Source organism: Paenibacillus sp. CMAA1364 (assembly GCF_054373195.1).
The window spans coordinates 49,048-71,555 of the sequence record NZ_JBITNB010000009.1 but is presented as its reverse complement, the minus strand read 5'-3'; the positions used below and the strand labels follow the sequence as shown (position 1 = coordinate 71,555).

The window sequence follows — 22,508 nt, the reverse complement described above, 5'->3', positions numbered from 1 at the left end:
CTTCCGACTATAAAGCACATTCATCCCATGATTTATCTCCTAACATTATTATAACGAGAGGCTATCTATCTTCCCATGTCCCAAATTTAACATCCATATGCTCGCTCTCAACTTCTTCTACACCAATGCAAATGACCCTGAAATAAGAAAGCTGCCAAGGAATATTACATTTCCCTGACAGCCCCCTTCATTAGAAATCATGACATCTAATGACTTGATTACTTTACACTATCGTACCAAGCATTCACTTCATCTTCGATTTCCTGTCCACCTTTGCTATACCAATCCTTCACAAGCGTGTCGAAATCTTCAATAGACTTATCCGTAAAGACAATTCGTGCGTACGTCTCAAGGACCATCTTATCTAAGCTTTCACCTTTACTTCTCATCGTCTTCGTTGGTGCACCTAAGAAAGCAGTAGGCGAATTTGATTCTCTTAAATCATAGTTAATGGAACCTGCTTTCAAAGTAACTTCATTTTGTGTAGCTGCCTTTTTCTCACCCACTGTAGTTGGAGTAGCCCCATTATGAAGTTTATTAGCAATAGCTGATCCTTTTAGTGGAATATCTGGTGTGTGCCAGAACAAGCTATATTTAGCTGGCGTAGGTCCCTTTTCAATAGGTGTAGGGAACTTCTTGGAGTCATATTCAGGTTCACCATTCACTAAAGCATAATCATACCCTTCAAAGTAACCATACTGGAAGTCGCCTGTCTCATAGACAACATCATAGATCTTATCGAAGTATTCGAAGAAACGATCCATATCCTTAAAGTTCTTGTTGAATACAACAACTTTATTCTCATTCAGTGTATTCATGAATCTTGCAGACTTCCCATCAGGTCCAACAGGTAGTGGATACACATCAATTTTGGCTTTATCATTCGTGCTGTACAAGCCATTAAGAGGCCATCCTTCTGACCAACTTGGTGCAGCAATCATACCTGCTCTACCTTGAATGAAACTTTCCGTAGCTTTGATAGGATCAAGTATTGGAGATTCCGCATCTAAGTAACCTTTGGAAGCCCATTCCTTCATTTTGGCTAGACCTTGTTTCATCTCAGGCTGAACGGAACCTAACTTCAGCTTCCCATCGATCTCTGTCCAAGATCCTGGGATTGCCTGTCCGGAATAAGCACCGAAGATAAAGCTGGCATCGGACATCCAGTTGGAGAAGTTCTCACGTGCTGAGAATGCAAATCCAATGGTATCTTTCTTTCCGTTGCCGTCTGGATCGCCATTCGTGAATGCGTCCATTACCTTCTCAAAGTCTTCTATTGTTTTTGGAGCTTCTAAATTTAGTGTATCTAACCAGTCTTGGCGAACCCATAATACTGGGTTGGTACCATCACCTGATGTGAAGATTGGCAAGCCATACAACCCATCTTCCGTCTTCAGCTGGTTCAATGCTTCGCTAAATTCTCCGTATAAACCTTTCATACGCTCAGTTGCATATTTCTCATAAGCTTCAGAGATGTCCATTACTTTACCAGAAGCAATGAGATCCGATACTAAAGATCTGTCCTGAACTATAAATACATCTGGTAATTCCTCATTTGTAGAAAGTGCAAGTCTAAGCTTTGTATGATAAGCAGTATTATCCGCCGTTGTCCATAGATCTTTAATGTCAATTCCAAGCGTTTCCTTCGCCCATTTGTTATGAACGTTGTTTGTGATATCTTCTCCATCAACGAATATAACATCACTGCCAATAGGTCTTGCCGTAGTGATCGTGATCGGTTGCTTCTCAGCCTCTTTATCTACCGATTCCGATGGTGCGTTAGTAGAACCATTTGAAGCTTGATTGTTGTTACCGCTTCCATTCCCACACCCTACAAATAGACTTAGCGCCATAATAACAATCGATGATCTAATGATACCCTTTTTATAATTCAATTTTCATTCCCCTCTCTGTGATTGGTTACATGTTAAGTATAGGAATTCGATGGTGCCTCTGTATATGCCAAAGAATAAACATCTATACATGAAAGAAAACTATTCTATCCTCAACACTGTACTAGTGATTGTACGAAAAGGGAATATCCCTGAATAAAAATGACTCCAGTTGTTATAAGCGAAGAAGGTTCGCTACGTGCGACCACAAATCCAAAAAGGCAGGTCAAGGATAAATCATCTTGACCTGCCTTTTTGGCACTTATTTATATCTTTTATCGAAATGAAATAGTAGTCCGATCTTATTGGACAATCACAAAGTCATCACCATAAGCATTTCCCGATCCTGCAGGCTTATAAAGATATATTGTAGCTGTCGTGTTACTTGAACCTGTTGTAAATGTTACACTTCCTAGTGTATAGCCTGTACTCGTGATAGTTACATACTTCTCTACCCCACCGTAATTTTTCACACCAATCCGTACAGGCTGAGCAGAGTTCGCTGTCTTGGCATATCCTGAGAATGTATACGTCGTATTTGGTGCTAGATTGACTATCTGCTCAGCTGAACCTTGACCACTGGATAATTGCAATGCGTATGCTCCACTTCTAGCATTATTGTTAACAACACTGGCTGTATTCCAATTGGTCCATGGTGACATATTTCCTGATTCAAGACCATCATTGGCAACAATATTCACTGTACCTGCTACACCAGATCCATTATAAGCCCCACGGTTTGGTGCAGTTGATGTAGACACTGCATTACCCCAATAATCCTTGCCGCCATTACTTGCTACTACAACACCAGAACCAATATCCGGTGATCCCGTTGCTAACTTGTAACCATCTACGGAATCACGTCCTACTCCACCAGTTCCCGGTTGTACCAGCATTGGATTGGCAATCGATTTATTCGCATCAGAAGGTTCACCAGCTGTATGTTGACCAAAGATAGTATTATGACTAAATTCGAAATTAGCTACATTATTTAATCCTTTCCAAGTCTCTGCTCCTTGAAGCATCCATATATTATTGCGGAACGAAATAGACTTGGTATAGCCATCCCAGCTTCCCACATCAATAGGCGTTGTGGTACTGCCCGCAGGAAGATAAATCGTATTATTGTACACTTGAGTATTCGTTGTCGGTCCAATTAAATGGAATACTCTCGCATAATCGTTCTGACTTATGTTGTATCTGATAATACCTCCATCATTCTTGGCTGATCCAGATTGACAGACTAGAATAAATCCACCATCATTGTCGTGGCTGTAATTGTATTGCACGATGGTGCGAGATTGACCATAATCAATATCGAAGCCCTGTCCATCTTTGGTTGTATGCCCATTAAAGGCCTCATTATACTGAATAATGGTATCATCCGCGTTCCATGCCCAGATGCCTGCATTTGGCGTTCCGGATCTCATATTGAATCCATTAACCGTGTTATATTGCACTATGGCACCTTGTGTGGACATCGGAACGATTCCGTCTCCACCAACATCGGATACATAGTTATTCTCTATAATCACATTCGTGCTTGCATACCAGTTATACGCTCCCGTACAACCGCTATCTGGACGACACCAATAATCCGAATTCACATCGATTCCAGTGCGATCGACACGAGGACCTACCGTATTACCATCGATACGCACATCATTGAACTTGGATTGCACACTACCTCCAATGGTTCGAATCTTAATTCCTCCGCTACCTCCACCATCCTTGACGTTGTTGCCGTACACGTCATGAACATTATTGCCAATCAAATAAATATGATTGAGTGTGCCACTGTCCTGATTAACGACATATATACCCATTCTTCTGGACGTTGCACCGTTGTTATTCGTGATTTCTAAATTGTTGATCTCCCAATATTGCTGATTGTATAAGTGAACAGCGGATTCATTCCCATTCCCATTGATGAATGGCAAATTGCCTGTTCCATAGGTGTTAATAATAATGGGCGCATTCTGTGTTCCACTACCCTTGGGCCATAGTCTTCCTGTCCAAGCTTGACCGCGTTTGAATAGGATCTGATCTCCCGGCTGAAATGTAATACTATTGACTTTATCCAGCGTTTTCCATGCTGTTGTTGTCTGCGTTCCTGAATTGCTATCATTCCCACCAGCTTGATCGACATAATATGTTGCTGCTGAGGCAGCAACAGCGAAGAAGATAACACCACATACGAACATGAATGCAGTTAATAATAAGCTTCTTAGTATATTTGAAATCCTCATCTTGTTAATCCTCCTCTATTAAATTGATTACTATATGTGATGCGATTTGTTTGATGTGAGCGTCGAACGAATCATCCTTATATCGCTGGATCACCTCCTCACGTACTTCTTCGAACATTCGATAACCTGTTACCTGTCTATCTGAAACCATGAGTATGAACAATGAATCGTTCTCTTCCATCACGTCGCTAATCTCTCCAACCTTCATTTCTGTGATTAAGCTATAGTAGCTATTTCGATATTTAGAAATATCTCTATAATTATTATCATCGATGATCTCTATTTCTGTTAAACCCATAGTTGATCGTTTGCGATTAAATTCTGTATTGAATGCGCTTACATTTATAGTCTTATGAATAATTCCACTCATTTCCCTTTCTGCTTCCGCACGGTTTCCTTGAATAGGTTGAATGATCTTATGGATTGTTATAGTATCTTGTTTACTCGCCAATACTCCACGATTCTTTAGATAGTATTCGAGAAGTGCATCTTCTGTAATCTCTAGTTCCTGTGCAATCCAAGCCAGTTTAAGTTCATTCATCATCATGGCATACCGGTAGTCATAATAGGTCTGCTCTGAATACTCCTTCGGACCGTATATGACTTGCTTGTCTCTTAGTGCAGTTGCTCTTCTATCGTTCTCAAGATCTAGCTCCTTCACAAATACCTTGTAAGAGTTGTCTTTCATAATGCCATAATCCATCGCTACCTGTTGGGTAGCCTTTACCATTCGTACCTTGTTCATCACCTCTCCATTGCGGACGTCCAAGTCTCCTTGTGTTGTCGAGTAGAGCTGTGAAATTAATTGCACTTCATTAGCTTCCACTGCAACTTCTTTGATAGAAGAGCTAATGTTATTATTCGCACCACTGCTGAGTGCCTTGATATCTCCTATACTAAGTAAAGTTGCTGTCACGATAATACCCACAATCACAATAGAAGCCATGGTGATTATCACCCTTTGCATAAAAGATATACCCTCCTTCCACTATGTGTTGTACTGTCCTCTGTCTATTTACAATTTGAACTATTTAAAAGATACCTGTCTGATCACTATATGTAAATGCCATAATATCAACATTTATACCCTCCATCATAACTAATACACGTCCTAAAAATTAATTATCAAATACGTTCCATTTTCTGATATTCTAATAGTGTCCATGCATAAAATGTCGTATGTTGTCCTGGTTCATATTTTACAAATGATAACGTTTATATCATGCTCGTTCAAAGGATGTGCAGAGCCGATCGTTAAATTCACCTTATTTCGCAAGTTACTCTTATTCTTTATTTCTGTGTTAGTTATCATCAGCATCTTGTTTACCATCATAGAGAAGGTCAGCCACAATGTTCTTCAGAGAACACTTCAAACGACTTCCCACAATCAATTGGAGTATTCCATGCAAGAGATGGAGCAGACTCTAAAGCAACTTGAGATCCTAATGGTTCTTCTATCAAATGATAGCAGTATTAAATCATATGGAAATTCCAAAGACTTCTCGCCTTATTTGAATAGCTTATTGCTGCGAAAAACGATTGAAGAGAAATTACTTACTCAAAGTTATGCAAATATAGTACAAAGTAATATCTCTGTGTATTGGCCTTCTCTTAATGAGGTTCTCTCGTCTCTAACGTATAGTCCTAAGAAAATCTACGACAAAGAACATTGGCAGGAACTTCCGAAGTTCAAATGGTTCATCAGTCGAGAGAATGGATTTGAATTACGCTATATTCTAGTTGATCCTTACACAAACGTTCCAGAATTAAAGAATGTTAACTATACGATCGAAACATCGCTAACGGTGAACTTTCTTAAGAATGTTCTTCGTAGTGTAGAAGCAACTGGGAATGGGTCATCCTTTTTCTATAATCCATCATCAGAACCTATATATGCTGATCATTTCAATGAAGCAGTGTACCAAGAAGTAAGGGCTTTATATGCTAGTGATCATTTCAAGGATGGAGATCTGAATCATCAAACGATCAAAATAGATAATAAAAGCTACCTTCTTCAAGCTGTATCTAGTACTTCTCTGGGCTGGAGCTTGGTTCAATATATTCCACTAGATGATTATCTGAAACCTCTTAATCTAACAAAAAAGATTAGCAAAGCGAGCCTATTATTCTTGATCGTCATTGGTAGCATTATGTATGTTATTCTATATCGAAATATTAAGAGACCGATTACCTATCTTGTCAGAAAGCTAGAGGCACTTGGCCGTGGTGAATACGATAGTCGTGTTCATTTGAGAGTGAATAACGAGTTCGATTACTTATTTGATCAATTCAACGATATGGCATCTCGTATTCAAATTCTTATAGAGGATGTCTATGAGGAGAAGCTTCGTTCTAGGGAAGCTGTCTATAAACAGTTGCAATCTCAAATCAATCCGCACTTTCTATACAACTGTCTGTTCTATATCGTTAGTATGGCCAAGAAGAATCCAGATGCGGTTACAGAGATGGCCCAAAACTTAGCCTATTACTATCGCTTTATAACAAAAAATAACTCTTATGAAATCCCGTTGAGTGAAGAACTGAAGTTGATTACAAGCTACTTATCTGTACAGACTTTACGGAATCCAAATATACATTATCAAATCGATATGGAAGAGTGCATGAAGCACTTATTAATACCACCGCTTATTCTGCAACCCATCGTGGAGAACTGCGTTGTGCATGGTATCGATAATAAGTTGGGATCTGGCATAATCACGATTAAGGGCTTAACTATTCAAGATGTTCATCACATCATCGTCGAGGATGATGGTTACGGTCTAACCCCTGAACAGATACACCATTTACAAGGTCAGCTTGAGAATAAATATAGAGATAATGAGATTGGATGCGGATTATGGAACATCGATCAAAGAATGAAACATCGATATGATCAAACCTCCGGTCTGACATTTGAAGTCTCCGAACTAGGTGGTCTTAAAGTTACTTTAAGTTGGACACGAATATAGATAAAGAAAGGGGAACTACACGATGCTGAACATACTTTTAGTTGATGATGAGGAATTCGTACTGGACTACCTTACTGATAATATCGATCAATCTACATTCGGAATAGATCGCATTTATAGGGCCAGCTCCGTCGACGATGCATTGAGAATTCTAGAAGAGACGCGTCTGCATCTGATCATCACGGATATTCGTATGCCCGAGAAAAGCGGTATCGACTTGTTAGCACATATTCGTTCACAACAGCAAGACATTAAAGTGATTATGTTATCTGGATATTCCGATTTCGATTATGCCAAGGAAGCTATTAGGCATGGCGCTTTCGATTATCTCCTCAAACCTGCTTCTCCTGAAGAAATAAACAGCAGCATTCATAGAGCTTTTGAAGCTATTCATAAAGAAGGACATCACGAGAACCAGTTAAGTCTAGCTAAACGAGCAATTGCGATGAATCATGATATTCAAAAAGAAAGACTATTGTTAGATTTCCTTCTTGGCAGAAAATTTACAACAAGCTCATTAAAAGATCGAATGACGGCATTAGGCATGCCCGATTTATCAAACACGCGTACAAAGTTGGCTATTCTACGCTTGGAGTCGGAGAACTCAAATGATACGCAAGAGGATATTGAATTGCTATCTTATGCGTTGTTAAATATGACTGAGGAGATTCTATTGGATGGGAATAGCGCCGGTTCCTCTCTTTGGTATTGTAGAGACCCTCATCAATATGTCGTTATCTTACTGACAGAGAGCATGTGGGAAGATGAAGAATGGCTTCGGAATAAATTCATGGTTCTTCAGCAGCAAGTAGATGTCTACCTTCATCGAAATGTATCTATACTGATAAGTACACCACAACCATTTACTATGCAAATGGATCATCTATATCGGGAGTCATTGAAACACTTTTGGAATACCATTGGATTCCATGTAAGAGCACTACAATTTATGGATGATAGTGCCCATACCGTAGATTATCAACCACTACAACAATTATATAAGCCACCATCCCTGTTAAACTTGATGCAATCTGGACAATGGCAGGAAGTAGAGACCAAGCTAGATCATATCTTTGAAGAATTAGATACGACCTCATTTCGAACACAAGATCATTTATTAGAGGTCTATTACTATATTTGTAATGCTTTCTCCTATATTTCGCATAAACAGGGCATCCGTCTCGCAGATCTAGTAGAGAAACCTGAGTATCTACGTAATGGCTATTATTTCCGCACAGCTACGCAATTAAAGAATTGGACGTTATCTTTGATTGTACAATTTCAGGGCAACATTGAAGATTCCCCTACCAAGGGACATTCGCATATTATTAGACAGGTGCATGCTTATATCAGTCAGAATCTTAATTCGGATGTTACCCTCAATACGATATCTAATCACGTGTATCTTCATCCCGTATACTTATCCAGATTATATAAGAAAGAGACGGGTATCAGTCTATCCGCCTATATTAGCCGCGTTCGCATGGAGAAGGCGATGTATTTACTTACGCATACGAATAAAAAAATATTAGAAATCTCTAAGGAGATTGGCTACAATAAGCCGCAATACTTCATTAGTTTGTTTAAAGAGCAATACCTTCTTACACCTAAAGAATTTAGAGATAGCCAATCTGAATATATGGAACTTGATCCTGATGACGAGCTGTAATATATTCTCTAGCATATATTTAAATATTTTACTATTGGTCTAATCTATTTGTTTCTCTTTTCATAGAATATAGTATCCCCTAAGAAAAGAGTTGATGATGTATGGCTAACATTTATGATTATAACGCAAACGTAGTAACTCCGATTACCAATGGTATGAACGTCAATGTACCACAGACACCTGCAGGAGTAGGACTCGCCGAGACTAGAGTATCCATTCCTAATAAAACGCCTAATTTCGTAGAGTTAAAGGCAACCATTGGTGTGGAGGCTACGGTATCAACAGGAAATATTCTATTTCGTATTTTCAGAGATAACGTACAAATATACTATGGATTGAAGTCGATTGGACTCACTACGGAGCCGTATTCCTTAATCACCCTACAAGCCATTGATAAAAATGTAGCCGCAGGTTCTTATGGATATACATTATCTATTGAGAAGTTCACTGCTGGTCTAACCGCTAAAGTCATTGGACCTTTAAACCTTGATGCTACTGTAATTACGTTGTAATCATATTTGAATAACTGAATAACTGAATAACTGAATAAGTAGACAATAAAAAGCACAGACATGGTTAACACCATATCTGTGCTTTTGTATTGATATGCAATGTATTAAACAACGGGAAACCAACCGGGTCTACCGACGATTCCCTTCCATAATGGATCAGGAACAACAAGTTGTTGTTGTGCACTTGTACTCACGGTTGTAGCAATATTGGCTTCATCGCCTGATTGAACTTTCTCTACCCAATGGGGTTCTACGATAATTTCTCTTCCTAGCGCAATCAAAGGTATACCTGTCTCCAAGGCCTTTATAGCATCATCTGCTGTATGGATAGATCCAACACCAATAACCGGAACTCTACCAGCCATACGATCTCTAATAAACGCCATACGTGATCGGCCATCTAACTCAACACCACGTCTTGGTTCAGCCCAGAAATCTAATGTAGAAATATGAATATAGTCTAACCCTTTCTCCGCAAGAGCATCGAGCAATACGAATGTATCCGCCATTGTGAAACCTAATTCCTCAGGCTCTTCTGGAGATAGGCGATATCCTACCAAAAATGGTCTGTCTGCATACTTTTCCACCGCTTGCTTCACAGCGTCAACCACAGCCAATGGGAAATTCAAACGCTTCTCTATCGTTCCACCCCAACTATCCTCACGCCGATTCGTATGTGCGGAGAAGAACTGATGAATCAAATAATTGTTAGCACCATGAATCTCTACACCATCATAACCTGCTTCAATCGCTCGACGAGTCGTTTCACCGAAATGATGAATAATCTCTATAATCTCTTCTTCATTAAGAGCTCGTGGAGTCACTTGGCCATCGTCCGTAGTTACTGCGCTTGCGCTAACGACATCGCGATTAGGTACAAGCTCAGGAGGACATAGGCGTCCACCATGGAATATTTGGAGTATAGCCTTAGAGCCCTCGTTCTGTATCGTGGTAGCTACTCTACGTAGGCTCGGGATCATCTCATCTCTATCCCCTGCGAACTGACCATGAAATCCCTGTCCGTTCGGAGATACATGTGTACATGCCGTAACGACCATACCCACACCAGCCGATCTATTCCTATAATAGTCAATCTCTGCATCAGAGATAGTTCCATCTATATTGGATGACCAAGTCGTCATCGGTGCCATAACTACACGATTCTTAACTTCCACTCCACTATCAAATGTATAAGATTCAAAAAGCGGTTCATACTTCGTTTTCATCACAATACCTCCATGATCGTTATTATTGATTACTGTAACTATTATAGTTACAATTCATGCAATAAGCAAATGTATCTCTTTCCACACAAAAAGGAGCGAATAAATTCGCTCCTACCTGTATTTGTGAATTACTCGATTCCAGCGATCCATTCATTGACCTTTGCTTCATTCGCAGCGATCCACTTCTTAGCAGCTTCTTGCTCGGACATACCCTCAGATATATCTACCATGACAGTCTCCATATCCGCTGGTGTCCATTCGAATTGATCTAAGAAACGATAAGCTTCTGGATGATCTTCTTTTAGACCCAGACGTACAAGGGTATGAATCTGTTCACTACCACCATAAGTGCCCTTAGGATCATCAAGATATTTCAAATCCATATCAGCGAACATCCAATGCGGCGTCCATCCTGTGATAATAATTGGTTCCTTTTTAGCATAAGCATCTTGTAGAACCTTTACCATTGCAGCAGAGGAACTCTCTAGAAGATTCCACTTGTCCAACTCATATTCCTTAATCGTTTTTTCTGTTTGTGTCATTAGACCTGCACCAGGTTCGATTCCCGTAATCGTATAATTAAGGGATTTCCCTATGTCTTCTTTTTTCAAATCTTCAATGGTTGTAATATCCATGTAACTTGGAACAACTAGTCCATTCTTCGTTCCATCAAGATTAGCACCTAGATCTTCAAATTTATCTTTATTCGGTTCGTAGTATATCTCACCATGCGTGCTTGGAATCCAGGCAGCCACCATAGCGTCTGCACTACCATCTGCAATTCCTATATACATAGGACCTGCATCAACCTGTAACATATTCACTTTATAATTCAATTTACTCTCAAGTACTTCCTTTACGACATTCGTACTGGCAATTTCAGAATCCCATGCAACATACGCTACGGTAATCTTCTTATCCTTCTTACCCTCGGTTGTATTACCATTCGTATTACTATTGCCATTCGTAGAACAACCTGCAAGCACCAACGTAATGGCCATAAACGCCATCAACAACATACTCATTTTTTTCTTCATCATATTTTACAATCACTCCTTCTTATTTTTCTTTGCTAATTTCTGCGTCATACGATCTAACATAATGGCAAGAACAACAACGGCTAATCCCGCTTCTGTACCAACACCTGTCTTCGCCTGCGTTACCGCTCTGTAGACATCGGATCCAACACCCTGTGCCCCGATCATGGATGCAATGACGACCATGGAAAGCGAGAGCATAATCGTCTGATTAATTCCTGCCATGATGGTTGGAATAGCAATTGGCAACTGAACTTTAATTAATTTCTGCATTGGCGTTGAACCAAAGGCGTCTGCAGCTTCTACCAAGTCCTCAGGAACTTGACGGATTCCCAAACTCGTCAACCTAATCGTAGGTGGAATAGAGAATATGACGGATGCAACCACACCAGGCACAACACCCAGGGAGAAGAATGCAACGGCAGGCAATAAATATACAAATGCCGGCATCGTCTGCATCAAATCTAGTATCGGCGTAAGCACACTCTGTACTCTTTTACTCCCAGCACATAAAATCCCTATCGGTACACCTAATGCGATGGAGATAAAGGATGCGGTTAATACTAAAGCTAGCGTATCCATCGTATGTTCCCAGTAACCCAGGTTAAGCACTAGTAATAATCCTAATAGGGTAAATGCACCCAGTCTAATTTTTCCAAGCCAATAGGCAAGGATCGTAAACAGAGCAATGACGACAAGTGGTGGTAAATAGTTGAACCCATCTGCTAGACCACTTACGACACCCCCAACTACCAACTTCACACCGTCAAAGAACGGTTCGAAATTGGTCTCTAACCAAGCTTCTAACGTTTCTACCCATTCACCAATGGGAATCTTGGGTATATTCATTGAGGGTCACCTGCTTCCAGCTCGTTATTTCCACTTAGAGCTGCCAGAACAGCACCTCTGATGACAATCCCAACTAAACGATGACGTTCATCAATAACGGCTACCGGGATTTTTGCACTACTTACAACATCAAATAGTTCCACTAAATGAACATCTGGAGACACGATTGGCGAATCTTTGATGATGATGTCCTCTAGCTTCTGACCTAAGCGAATCGCTGTTGAAGCATCTTCAGCTGTCACAACCCCTATGAGTTGACGACTCTTGTCTACAATATAAATATTCGATATTCCTCGCTCACGCATGAGTTGTAATGCTACCCTAGGGCCACGATCGATAGTAATCGTCTCTGCACGAATCATGACATGTGCCGCTGTAAGTACTTTTGATAAATCCACATTCTCCACAAAACGTTCAACATAAGAATTTGCTGGATTCATGAGGATTTCTTCCGGAGTTCCAATCTGTACAATGGCCCCATCCCGCATCAGTGCAATGCGATCGCCAAGACGTAAAGCTTCATCTAAATCATGCGTGATAAAGATGATGGTCTTCTTCATATTTGCTTGTAACTCTAGCAGTTCATCCTGCATGTCTTTACGTATCAATGGATCTAAGGCACTGAAGGACTCATCCATCAATAGAATCTCTGGATCATTAGCTAGACCACGTGCAAGACCGACACGTTGTTGCATTCCGCCACTAAGTTCGTCCGGTCGTCTATCTTCTAGTCCACCCAATCCCACCAAAGCTAGAGATTCCATAGCTTTCTTGCGCCGTTCTTCTTTCTTAACCCCTTGTACCTCTAGACCATATTCGACATTCTCTAGTATCGTTCGGTGTGGAAATAATGCAAATTTCTGAAAAATCATACTCATCGTTTTACGTCTAACTTGACGTAATTCTTCACGATTCATTTTCACGATATCTTTTCCATTAATAAGAACTTGCCCTGCTGTCGGTTCGATTAGACGATTTAACAATCGTACAACCGTTGATTTCCCACTACCAGATAGACCCATAATGACAAAGATCTCTCCAGGTTCAATGGAAAAGTTAACTCGGTTAACGCCTACTGTTAATTTCGTGTCCTTCGCTATACGCTCTTTGGACAACCCCTGTTCTAGTAAAGGAAAGGCTCTCTTCGGATCATTTCCGAACACCTTCGTTAATGCTTTCACTTCTATAATCGACATCTATCTTCCCCCGTTCCAAATCATCCGTAGCTGATTTATGCAACTACTATAGTGTAGGCTTCATAAAAAAATGGGTCAAAATGCAAATTTGGGCATATAGAGTGTACAGTTAAAACTTTACAAGCTTTAAGAACTGTATTCTCTGTTATTCTTACATTTCCTCCACAAGCTAGTACTTTACTTTTTAGATATTCTTTTCTACAATGGGTGCTGTGGATATTGTTTCCGCTTATCGTAGGTGTTATTCAAGGGAGAAGAGTACAACATGGCAACATTCGATGGATTAAATGAAGATCAGACTAAAATCATAGAGAAATCTCGTCAACGCGTTATGGATTCTATTGGAACAAACATGGATCTATACGGTATTACCATGTCCATTGGCCATTTGTATGGGAATATGTATTTCCATGATGGTCCCGTTACATTAGATGAAATGGGTGGAGAAATGGGCATGAGCAAGACGAGTATGAGTACGGGAATGCGTACTTTATTAGATTTGAAAATGATTAATAAAGTCTGGGGTAAGGGCTCACGGAAGGATTTATATGATGTAGAAAGGGATTGGCATCAGAATTTCGTGGATTACTTCTCCATTAAATGGCGTAAATCTACTGAAATGAACATCCATTCGCTAAACAAGTCATTATCAGAACTTAACAAGATGCGTGAAGAGAACATCGATAACGAACAACTACTATTACATCTCGATAAGGATATTGAGAAAATGAATCATGCTGTCCACTATTACAAATGGTTAGGTCGGTTCATTGATGCTTTAGAGACGGGTAAAATATATGATCTGATTCCACAAGAAGAGGAATAGTCACGACAACATAAATAGCCACTAACAAAAGGATCCCTCCCAAGTTAGCGGCTATTTATGTTGTCATTAAAATTGATTATAACGCATAAAATCATCTATTTTAAATGTATGATACTTACATGATGCTATATGCACTCGCATCCAATTCCCTACCATTCCAGTAATCCTATGTTAATAAAAAGATAGGTATCCTTATGGGGCATAGTCTCCGTTGTAACTAACCAATACGACATCTTTCACTCCCTCAAGTGAAGACAATTCGTTAACAAAGTTAGTATTGTCATCTCGTATCCTAAGCTCGACCGTCATTTCAGTCATATCTTTTCTTACCGTCTTCGATTTAAGCACATGCTTGGTTTTACGAAGCGCTATTTTTACTTGCTCACCCACATTTTCATTATATTGAATTATAAGCAGATAGGGAGCATCCTTCACTTTTCTACGTGATAGTAGAAATAATACTAAACAGATGGCAATAGATCCAAACACAGCAATTTGGTATATCTTAGCACCCGTAGAAATACCCACAGTAACTGCCCAAAATGTATACATGATATCCATCGGGTCCTTGACGGCTGTTCTAAACCTAATAATACTTAGTGCCCCTACCATCCCCAGCGAGAGGACGATATTCGTACTAATCGTCATAATAATTAAGGTTGTAAGCATCGTCATAATGACAAACGTTACATTATAATTATGACTATACACGACACCACGAAATGTTTTTTGATAAGTCCAATAAATCAACATACCTAATACAAATGAAATGATTATTCCATACATTAGTTCTACAATTGAAACCTGCTTAAATGCATCAAACTCAAGAACACTTTTCTTAATAATATCTGAAAAATTGATTACATCCCCCATATTAAAGAACTCCCTCCGTACGACTAATCTGCGTACATCTTTCTCTTTTCTTTGCAAATAACATACTTTGAAATGGTTGAACGATTATGTGACGACATTTGCAAAAGACCGTATACAAAATCGGGTAAAAATTGATTGTATTTGACCTCTAGGATGGTTTTTGGACCTTCTATTGATTCTACCGTCACAAGATCGCGATCAAATATATCAAAGGACTGCATACTCCCAGACAGGCACTTATCAAACGTAATACGCACATCGCCAATTGGATATATATACGCTTCTCGGATGTAATCAACAACGACGGCTGGTTTCATGTATCCATGCTTCATATCGAAATAAAAATCTTTCATAAGCTGGATGTCCGATTGGTTCAAGAACTCGATATCACCGTTCATTATTTGGTCGTATTGACTTCTAGAAAGACTAGCCGATTCCTTAGCAATATAATCATGGTACTTACTCTTGCGTTCAAGCTTGATCACTTTATCACTTTTATTGTAGATACGAATTCTATATTTTTTGCGTTGAAAGACCCCATTATTTTTATCGATTAAGGCTGCTTCAAGCACGTTATCAAAATATAAGCTGCGAATATGGTAACCTTCCTTGCCAATCGAGTTATTGTCCATCGCAAGCACTGAGCTTATACGACTTTGAAGTCCATTATACTCATGATTATGAATATAGTATTTCATTTCGTGACGCAGTTTTTTCCCTGCAAATTGCATAGTTTACTTGTCCCTTCCTCTATAGCATCCTTTAATCCACATAGAATTGTCTTACACCAAAAAATTTATTGCCTTCTATATCCTCATACACATCAAACCCTACACCCTCATTACCTTTGGCATCCTCAACTGTAACCTTCCAAAAATATTTGCCTTCAGAAAGATCCTGTACCGATACAGACAAATCCTTTGTCTTAACGTCCTTAATCAAGTTCGTAAAAGAAGGATTCCGTGAAATCTGAAAATGATATACCAAATCATCTTCCTGAAGATCATATGAAGCATCCCAATTGAAGATAGTCGTTGTGTTATCCTGTAAGACATCCCCCATATAAAAAGGTTGTGGATTCTCAAGTATCTCCTTAAATTTAATTTCAGATATTTCCGGTAAGTTCTTCATCAACTCCAAATCTTTCTTGAATTCTTTGATTGGACTTGATAGTTCTTCCAAATCCGGCTGACGATGAACAAACTCGGAGACAATTGGCGTGTACGAATCAATGAATGCAGAAGTTCGCTCTTTATTGATAATGAGCTTTAATGCCTTCATTTTATCTATCAATTGTTGCACATTATCTGGGTTTTTAAAGAATCGTTTTTGTAATGTATTTCCCCAATAATTAGAGATCCCTCTTTGCCATGGTGCTCGTCTTTTGGAGGATTCTTCATCGGAGTCAGAATCGCCCCAACCGCCATCATAGTCCCATGGAAGGAAGAACCACTTATTGGAATTCAAAGGAGAATACAGTAAAAAGTTCTGATTAATCGTATCATAATTATCCATGAGAATATTAACAGCCATCCATGTTAGGAAATTATCACGATCGAAGTGTTTGTCAAAGACCTCATCAAAAGGAAGAGATACGTTATTGATATCCTGAAGCATCTTAAGTAGCTTCTCATGATCATGACTTCCTTTCACTTCTAGAATTTGATTAAACTTATCCTCATCAAACGTAGGATCATCTGTTTTCTTCAAGGCATCCTGATACAAGAGAAATTCAAAACTAGTCGCTTTGTATAAATGTCCTTTTGAATCTAAGCCATGTGATGCCAAAAATGTTTTGTTAGGTTGTTCAATCTGCGTATATAGACCATAATCCACAAATTTAGCATTTTTTCCACTCGTCTGATCCTTTACATATAAATGAACAAACTGCGTCCTTAAGCTTGTGAAATCAGGTACTAATTTGAAATAATCAAAGCTTAGTTTATTTCGCATTCGTGTAGAATCAAAAGCATGTTTCACTAGATTGATCGTTTTTTGATCGCGCCACAATCCTGCATCATCATATAATTTTATTTTGAATGACTTTTGTTTAGCTCTAATTGTTGATTTACCTCTTATTGATATTACACCGTTAGCATGTGTATCCGTGTAACCAAAAAGCCCACTAGCTGGACCTTCCTCTGTCCCCTGCTGTAAAATGACGTCCAATACTTTTTCCTCTGTATTTTGTTCAACACGATTAATGCTATTGAACTCATTCCACGAAAGTGGCTTCTCCGCAGTAAGATTATCTTTCGTTACTGTTAAATAAAATTTAGTGACTTCCTCCTCACTGTCATTAAGATATACGCTGCGATCCTCTACCAATTTCGTACTAGACGCAGCCGCGAATTCAGTTTCGCTCAAAGACTCCTTAACTGGCATAGTATCCTCTTCACCTACTGCCGTACAACCGATAACCATTATTAAACCAATGGCAATTGAGCACGTTAGCGAACATGCTCTTATATACTTGTTCATAGTTACCCCCTTAAAGAAATACATTTATTCCACCTTCTCACTCTGTTTCAACAGCCTAGTGTATTTATTATCATCCTCTATCACAACAAGCGGTTGTGAACTAAAGGTAAAGTAACTTAGATTACGAAGTAAATAGATAAGTCTTCCTAATGCAAGTAATAAGGTAAGGAATGAGGCGCTGAAGAAGGAGAATCCTTGCTCTCCGATGGCTACAGAGATCAATGTCAATCCGGTATTTAACACTAGGAACACTACCGCAAGCCAAACTGCTCCTTTTCGATCATCAAAGTAGAGTAAAACAAGGGTCACAATACTGAAAATGATATAAGCGAAAAAACCCAGAACAAGAATATTAAATATGTCAACTTGAGTAGATGTAAATCCGATGAAAGGTAGAAAACGAATCCCCAGTGCAATGGCAATTATAGAGAAGATAAGCTGAACACCCATAATCATAGATAACTGTTGCATAAGAATCTGGTACATTCCATGCATCGCTCGTTTAATATCAGTAATAGATCCCTGATTCAAAATTGCATTATAATAACTCCGAAATTTAGGGTAAAAGATAGTCTCTAGCGATACTACAAACATAATGAGTGTAGGAATAGCCGATATGAATGCATAATATACAGCAATATCATATTCCGGAGCCATTAGAAAAGCACCTCCTACTGTTCTCCCCTTTGGTCCAAACCATTGTACGAATTGATGTGAATATAATCCGATAGCCGTTAAGGTCCCTATGGCAATAAGCGAAGGATACTTGCGAATATAGGCGAAGAAAGAAAAACTGGGAAGTTGCTTATCTGTCTTAAAAAATTGTTCGATTTGAATCATTAACATACCCGCAGTAACAAAAAAGCCTGTGTCAATCGCAAAAATTATGTGAGCGATATTATAGCTATCAAACCATCTCAGAACAACAATGACTAGTAGTAATGAAATACACGTACCAGTAACAAAAGAGATTACAATTTTACGAATTTCCTTCATTGCCGTTATAAATATAGTCTGAGTCCAGATTGTAATAAGTATTATATACATCACAAAAGATGATACCTTTTCCATAAAAGGCAAATCAGCTAGAATTAGAAATAGAAGTGCCGGTATAATCCCAATCAGATAATTAAGTTTCAAGCTACCACGAAAGGAAGCTAATAATGCTCCGTAATATCCCTGATAAATAAAATCGGAGATCGCCCTCGTAATAAACATAGAGAATAGATTGGTTATAATGTAAGAGAATGTGAAAGCATACACAACATAAGCCATGAAAAGCTCACGATCAGTAAAAGAAGCGTCATTCCTGACCAAAAGCCACTGTACGATTGTAATGAGAAGAATACAGGAGAGCATAGGACCCACTGTTACAAGAGAAGAATAAGTGAATGCCTTCGCATTGTTAACTAATCCGCGTTTGTCAAAAAGTTTCTTTAGTTCAAACCCAATACCAGCCATGTTTACACCTCCCCATGCTTATCATATAACTCAGTATAATAGTTAATAAATGCTTCATTCGTATACCTTTCACGAACTCTTCTAAGCCCGTTATCCCCATACTCACTGCGCATCCGTTCGTTACGACATAATGTTATTAGTGCTTGTCCAATTTGTTCATAGTTCATTACAGGAACAACAATACCCGCTTTGCCATAATCGTCATCCACACCATATAAAAGTTCCTTGCAACTTCCTACATCAGTCGTAACAAAGGGCTTACCAGCCGCCATACCTTCAAGAATTGCCAGTGGCTGACCTTCGCTAATACTTGTCAATGTAAGAATATCCATTTTTCCGATATAATCCTTAATATTAATACTTCCTGTAAACACGACATCCTGTAACTGAAGCGAATCTACTAAACTTATACATTCTTCGTAATACTCTTGGTCTTCTTCATGTGGTCCCATGATATAAAACATAGCTTCTGGAATTTCATATTTGACGATTTGAAAACTATGAATCATCGTCTTGATATCCTTAATAGGCACTACGCGTACGAAGCCTCCTATCCATATCGGTTCCTCTTTAGGTTTAGTTGGGATATCTATGAAGCGCTCTACTTGAACCCCATTCGGTGTAATCGTGATCTTACTCTCGTCACAGCCAAGTTCAATCTGAATTTCCTTATTTCGTTGGAACAGCGTAATCACGTTATCCGCATATTGATATGCACATGATGATAAAGAGTAGAAATATTCAATCCATATATTCTTGAAATATCCTTTTACCCAATCAGCCTTAATGATTTCTTCTTCTCGCTCCCTAGAATAAATACCATGTTCCGTCAACACCATCGGCTTATCATATAAATACTTCCCAAGACTGGCTATAACACCGGCGTAACCAGTCGAAACTGCATGGTATATATCCGCCTCTGGAACCGAATCACGCACAGTAAGAAGCAATGGTAACACCATTGATCGTACCGTCCAGAACATTTCCGTAAACGGTATTTGTTCATATTTATCTTCACAAACTTCACTAATAAGATCAAAAAAATCTTTGCTCATTAGAAAATCAGCCGCATTGTTTAAGCTATCATCCCGAAGTATATCAAACAACGATTTCCAATTTATGTTATTATCTCCACCTAGCAATGATTTGAGTGAGGCCTTATGCGTATCATTAAGCTTAATATGTTGACCCCACTCGCCTTTCACTCTTAGATAATCGTCCAAGAATACTTCCTTAACCTCAATAACATTTGTGGGTAGTTCATATTTAAACATTCCTTCTTGCTTTCTTTCAGCACATATCGCGTAAATAATGAATTGATGCTGTGGCATATTGTTAATGAGAGAATGAATCCAGCTCGATACTCCGCCCATAACATAAGGATAAGAACCTTCTGCTACCATACAAATTTTCAAATTTCACCCTCCTAATCCAATCAAGAAATGCTCATTTTCAACTTCAACTAGATATGTTTCATCATCTATTCTCTTAACATTGCAATACTGCTCACGCGTGATCTTCTTGTCTGTTCGGAGATAGTAATATAATTTCCCACCAATGTAATGGTTGATATATCCCTTGATTTGATCTTCGCTATATTCAAAATGTGGTTCACTCACAATATAACGTTCTACTGCAATACTGGCTTCCGTAGCCGTCGTATTTCTAAGCCAACCGTATTTGTCCTCCGAAATATCGAGGAATTGAGTGAACATTTCGTATAACTGATCCCACGTAAAAGGATAGCTCCGTTCTCGATCCAATATATCATCTGGGTGAATAAAGTGAGAGAATACCCCAATAGAAGAAGTTGCATTGACCATTGCCCATAAATTAAATTCATCTTCTCTAAATCCTGAAGTAATACGAGGTAACTCTACAATGCCATCCTCTGCAACCTCAAATTCCTGCACATAAGAAATATTACGCGGATCCTCGCTATATACAGATGATATCGACTTCAATTCTGGCCAAGCCGCTTTTAACGCTTCCCTACCGTCATTACTCAAGGTATTGGATGGTGGTACATAATTATGAACACTGTAATTTGGTAATGAATCACTTACAAACTTTAATACCGTTCGAATAGATTCCTCCATATTCGAGGTTGAAGGCCATACTTTGTAACCAAATTCCTTACTCACCCTTGGGTTATTAGTGAATGATTGATGATTATAACCATGAATCCCAATTTCTCCACCCCGTTTTATGAGTTCTCTTCCAAAGGTAATCAAGTTGATATTATCGGAATTTGAATGGATTTCAAAAGGAGGATCTACCTTGTCAGTGTAGCTTTGAATCACAAGACCAGTGTATTTCAAGCCAAATTGGCTACCTGCTCGAACCATGTCTGGCCACCAAACCTCTTTAAAGAATCTCACCATGCTCCTCTTGTAGGTTCCATAAATATCTTTGTTGAATCCCAACGGCATTGGGGCTGGAAAATCATCAATATACATTAGCTTGACATTTATAACAGGATAAATATTATCTTCCTTTAACATACTAATGGCTCCTGACAAAAAACCACGGCTAGTCTTTTCTTGAAGCATCGTACCATTAAAAACGATAAATCTACCTTTGCCGTAATCGATATCCCATAATAGGGGCTGCTCATCTTCCGCACTGGCGTGGACTCGGCTCTCAGCGTTAAGTTGGATCTGTAACGAAGTATTCTCAATAAGATTGGGCGAGAATTCGCCACCCTTATAGTTAATAAGCACATTGCTTTTCAGCACCAACCCATTGGTTAACGCATAATCCCCTACCTCATCAATCCCAAGCTTACGGTGTATTCGATAGAAAGAGCCATCCGCATTCGGCGTGGTCGTAAACAGCATTCGACCTCCCTTTTCCACAAACGTTTCGATCCATTCATTATTATGAAGACTATTTAACTCTTTAAATGCCATAATAACGCTGTCGTAACCTTCACCAGTGCCGCTATATTGTTCAATGCTTGCTACATCATGCTGCTTCTTCATATAAATTAGCATTTGATCCGTATTATCCTTTATTCTGACACTAAAAGGGTCTTGAGGATTATAAAGAACTAATATATTTTCTTCATTTAACAAGCTAACTTCTTCCTTGGATAATCCATTAACTTCCCCATTTGAACTGGGAGATACCCACCTATTAATCTCCCCTCCGTAATTAAGTAATGGTTGTGAACGAGTTGCTTGAATGACCATGGCCATAAGAAGTACAAACACTAAAACAAAATATATTTCCTTCGTAAATTTAAACTTTGATTGCTGCTTCATCT

17 protein-coding genes are annotated in these 22,508 nt (G+C 39.0%); 4 read left to right on the top strand and 13 right to left on the bottom strand.

The features are described from left to right. Positions 1 to 218: 218 nt before the first annotated feature. The 3 genes from ACH8E3_RS08320 to ACH8E3_RS08310 form a co-directional block, all read right to left on the bottom strand. Positions 219 to 1,895 carry a type 2 periplasmic-binding domain-containing protein gene (locus ACH8E3_RS08320; protein ID WP_458632161.1) on the bottom strand — a complete coding sequence of 559 codons (1,677 nt, stop codon included), beginning with the start codon at positions 1,893 to 1,895 and terminating at the stop codon, positions 219 to 221. 299 nt (positions 1,896 to 2,194) lie between these two features. Further along, positions 2,195 to 4,141, bottom strand: a complete 1,947-nt coding sequence (locus ACH8E3_RS08315; protein WP_458632160.1) for a carbohydrate binding domain-containing protein — start codon at positions 4,139 to 4,141, stop codon at positions 2,195 to 2,197. 4 nt (positions 4,142 to 4,145) lie between these two features. Then, positions 4,146 to 5,108: a peptidylprolyl isomerase gene (locus tag ACH8E3_RS08310; RefSeq protein ID WP_458632159.1), complete on the bottom strand. Its 963-nt coding sequence runs from the start codon at positions 5,106 to 5,108 to the stop codon at positions 4,146 to 4,148. A gap of 238 nt (positions 5,109 to 5,346) precedes the next feature. On the opposite strand from ACH8E3_RS08310, the gene ACH8E3_RS08305 reads away from it, so the two are divergent. The 3 genes from ACH8E3_RS08305 to ACH8E3_RS08295 all read left to right on the top strand — a co-directional run bounded on the left by ACH8E3_RS08305 (position 5,347) and on the right by ACH8E3_RS08295 (position 9,291). Continuing rightward, positions 5,347 to 7,110 carry a sensor histidine kinase gene (locus tag ACH8E3_RS08305; protein WP_458632158.1) on the top strand — a complete coding sequence of 588 codons (1,764 nt, stop codon included), beginning with the start codon at positions 5,347 to 5,349 and terminating at the stop codon, positions 7,108 to 7,110. 22 nt (positions 7,111 to 7,132) lie between these two features. Further along, positions 7,133 to 8,779 (top strand): response regulator transcription factor, encoded by a 1,647-nt coding sequence (locus ACH8E3_RS08300; protein WP_458632157.1) that lies wholly within the window; start codon positions 7,133 to 7,135, stop codon positions 8,777 to 8,779. 101 nt (positions 8,780 to 8,880) lie between these two features. After that, positions 8,881 to 9,291 carry an exosporium protein C gene (locus ACH8E3_RS08295; protein ID WP_458632156.1) on the top strand — a complete coding sequence of 137 codons (411 nt, stop codon included), beginning with the start codon at positions 8,881 to 8,883 and terminating at the stop codon, positions 9,289 to 9,291. Positions 9,292 to 9,395: 104 nt separating this feature from the next. Here ACH8E3_RS08295 and ACH8E3_RS08290 read toward each other — a convergent pair whose 3' ends face one another. The 4 genes from ACH8E3_RS08290 to ACH8E3_RS08275 form a co-directional block, all read right to left on the bottom strand. Beyond that, entirely contained in the window at positions 9,396 to 10,517 is a 1,122-nt protein-coding gene (locus ACH8E3_RS08290) for an NADH-dependent flavin oxidoreductase (protein WP_458632155.1), read from the bottom strand. A gap of 128 nt (positions 10,518 to 10,645) precedes the next feature. Further along, positions 10,646 to 11,557, bottom strand: coding sequence for a glycine betaine ABC transporter substrate-binding protein (locus ACH8E3_RS08285; protein ID WP_458632154.1), 912 nt, complete (start codon positions 11,555 to 11,557; stop codon positions 10,646 to 10,648). 9 nt (positions 11,558 to 11,566) lie between these two features. After that, the gene (locus ACH8E3_RS08280) at positions 11,567 to 12,403 is read right to left on the bottom strand and encodes an ABC transporter permease (RefSeq protein WP_458632153.1); all 837 of its coding nucleotides are present in this window, start codon (positions 12,401 to 12,403) and stop codon (positions 11,567 to 11,569) included. Beyond that, the gene (locus ACH8E3_RS08275; RefSeq protein WP_458632152.1) at positions 12,400 to 13,599 is read right to left on the bottom strand and encodes a quaternary amine ABC transporter ATP-binding protein; all 1,200 of its coding nucleotides are present in this window, start codon (positions 13,597 to 13,599) and stop codon (positions 12,400 to 12,402) included. Before ACH8E3_RS08275 ends, ACH8E3_RS08280 begins: the two co-directional genes overlap by 4 nt. Before the next feature lie 265 nt (positions 13,600 to 13,864). On the opposite strand from ACH8E3_RS08275, the gene ACH8E3_RS08270 reads away from it, so the two are divergent. Then, positions 13,865 to 14,425, top strand: a complete 561-nt coding sequence (locus tag ACH8E3_RS08270; RefSeq protein ID WP_458632151.1) for a GbsR/MarR family transcriptional regulator — start codon at positions 13,865 to 13,867, stop codon at positions 14,423 to 14,425. A 192-nt stretch (positions 14,426 to 14,617) separates the two neighbouring features. Here ACH8E3_RS08270 and ACH8E3_RS08265 read toward each other — a convergent pair whose 3' ends face one another. Genes ACH8E3_RS08265 through ACH8E3_RS08240 form a run of 6 tightly spaced genes read right to left on the bottom strand, consistent with a single transcriptional unit; the run spans position 14,618 to position 22,506 of the window. Further along, positions 14,618 to 15,298: a DUF4956 domain-containing protein gene (locus ACH8E3_RS08265; RefSeq protein ID WP_458632150.1), complete on the bottom strand. Its 681-nt coding sequence runs from the start codon at positions 15,296 to 15,298 to the stop codon at positions 14,618 to 14,620. A gap of 23 nt (positions 15,299 to 15,321) precedes the next feature. After that, the gene (locus tag ACH8E3_RS08260; RefSeq protein ID WP_458632149.1) at positions 15,322 to 16,029 is read right to left on the bottom strand and encodes a polyphosphate polymerase domain-containing protein; all 708 of its coding nucleotides are present in this window, start codon (positions 16,027 to 16,029) and stop codon (positions 15,322 to 15,324) included. 31 nt (positions 16,030 to 16,060) lie between these two features. Further along, positions 16,061 to 17,779, bottom strand: a complete 1,719-nt coding sequence (locus ACH8E3_RS08255; RefSeq protein ID WP_458632148.1) for a CotH kinase family protein — start codon at positions 17,777 to 17,779, stop codon at positions 16,061 to 16,063. A 24-nt stretch (positions 17,780 to 17,803) separates the two neighbouring features. After that, positions 17,804 to 19,240, bottom strand: a complete 1,437-nt coding sequence (gene pelG / locus ACH8E3_RS08250; RefSeq protein WP_458632147.1) for an exopolysaccharide Pel transporter PelG — start codon at positions 19,238 to 19,240, stop codon at positions 17,804 to 17,806. Positions 19,241 to 19,242: 2 nt separating this feature from the next. Further along, positions 19,243 to 20,655 carry a GT4 family glycosyltransferase PelF gene (gene pelF / locus ACH8E3_RS08245; protein WP_458632146.1) on the bottom strand — a complete coding sequence of 471 codons (1,413 nt, stop codon included), beginning with the start codon at positions 20,653 to 20,655 and terminating at the stop codon, positions 19,243 to 19,245. A 3-nt stretch (positions 20,656 to 20,658) separates the two neighbouring features. Continuing rightward, on the bottom strand, positions 20,659 to 22,506 hold the full coding sequence (locus ACH8E3_RS08240; RefSeq protein ID WP_458632145.1) for a DUF2194 domain-containing protein: 1,848 nt from the start codon (positions 22,504 to 22,506) through the stop codon (positions 20,659 to 20,661). Positions 22,507 to 22,508: the final 2 nt, after the last annotated feature.